This window comes from Psychromonas aquimarina ATCC BAA-1526 (genome assembly GCF_000428725.1).
Lineage (GTDB): Bacteria > Pseudomonadota > Gammaproteobacteria > Enterobacterales > Psychromonadaceae > Psychromonas > Psychromonas aquimarina.
This window is the reverse complement of sequence record NZ_AUAM01000134.1, coordinates 1-1,355: the sequence shown is the minus strand read 5'-3', so window position 1 is coordinate 1,355 and position 1,355 is coordinate 1. Positions and strand designations below refer to the sequence as shown.

The 1,355-nt window shown below is 47.9% G+C and carries 1 protein-coding gene; it reads left to right on the top strand.

Annotated features, from left to right (window positions below; genetic code table 11):
- Positions 1-267 precede the first annotated feature (267 nt).
- The coding region (istA, locus tag G337_RS0119330) for an IS21 family transposase (RefSeq protein ID WP_037028177.1) at positions 268-1,355 on the top strand (1,088 nt) is incomplete at its 3' end.

Below are 1,355 nucleotides of genomic sequence, written 5' to 3'. Positions count from 1 at the left end.
TGATTCAATGACTGTTTAGCAAGCTGCTGTGTAGACTGCATATTCCGGCCTAACGTGAACGGTCATTCCGGCGCAACGTGAACACCAATTCTGGTTTAACGTGAACAGTGATTCCGGTTTCAAGGTGAACACTTTTACCTTTATTTCCGGAATCGGTGTTCACCATCCCGGAATTGGTGTTCACCATTAACCAGAATATCTTTCAACGCATTGATTTTTAAAACCTTTAACTGCCATATTTATTCTTTTTCTTATTGAGGAACGGGTATGGCTGCAAATAGGATCACAATGCGTAAAATCAGAGAAGTTTTAAGGCTGCGTTTCGAGGCAAATCTCAGCGTTCGTCAGATCAATACCAGTACCAAAATAAGTGTTGGTGCTATTCAAAAGTTACTCACAAAAGCAAAGGAGCTAACGCTTTCCTGGCCGTTACCTAATGAGCTGGATGATGCCGAACTGGCCAGGCTGTTTTACCCTAAAGCCGATACCCGCACTGCCGGCCGTTTCCAAATACCGGACTGGCCTGATATACATAAAGAGCTGAAAGCAAAGGGAGTGACCAAACTGCTGTTATGGGAAGAGTACTGTCAACAGTATCCCAACCGTTGCTTGAGTTACTCGCAGTTCTGCGACCGCTATTTAAACTGGGCTAAAAAGCAGAAACGCTCTATGCGCCAGACGCATAAAGCCGGTGATAAGTTATTCGTCGATTACGCCGGACAAACCATGCCGGTGGTGTCACCGACTACCGGAGAGGTCAGAACGGCTCAGATCTTTGTTGCCGTACTCGGCGCTTCAAACTACACCTATGCAGAAGCAATCTGGAGTCAAAGTCTGCCGGACTGGCTTGCCAGCCATGTACGTACCTTCGAATTCATCGGCGGTACGCCGGTGATGGTTGTACCGGATAACCTGCGCAGCGGTGTCAGCAAGGCATGTCGTTACGAGCCGGAATTAAATCCAAGCTATCAGCAGCTGGCGGAGCATTACAGCGTCGCCGTTATGCCTGCCAGACCTTACAAACCCAAAGATAAATCTAAGGCTGAAGTGGGCGTGCAGATCATCGAACGCTGGATTCTAGCCCGCTTGCGCCATCATACCTTTTTCTCGTTAACCGAGCTCAATCACTGCATTGCCTCGCTGTTAACTGAGGTCAACTTAAAGCCCTTCAAACAGTTCCCCGGTAACCGCCTGCAATGGTTTGAACAGCTGGACAAACCGCTGTTGCACCCGCTTCCAGCGCATCCTTATCAGTATGTTGATATCAAAACAGCCAAAGTTAACATCGATTACCATATCCAGTACGACCAGCACCTGTACTCAGTACCGCATCACCTGGTCGGTGAAAAAGTAGA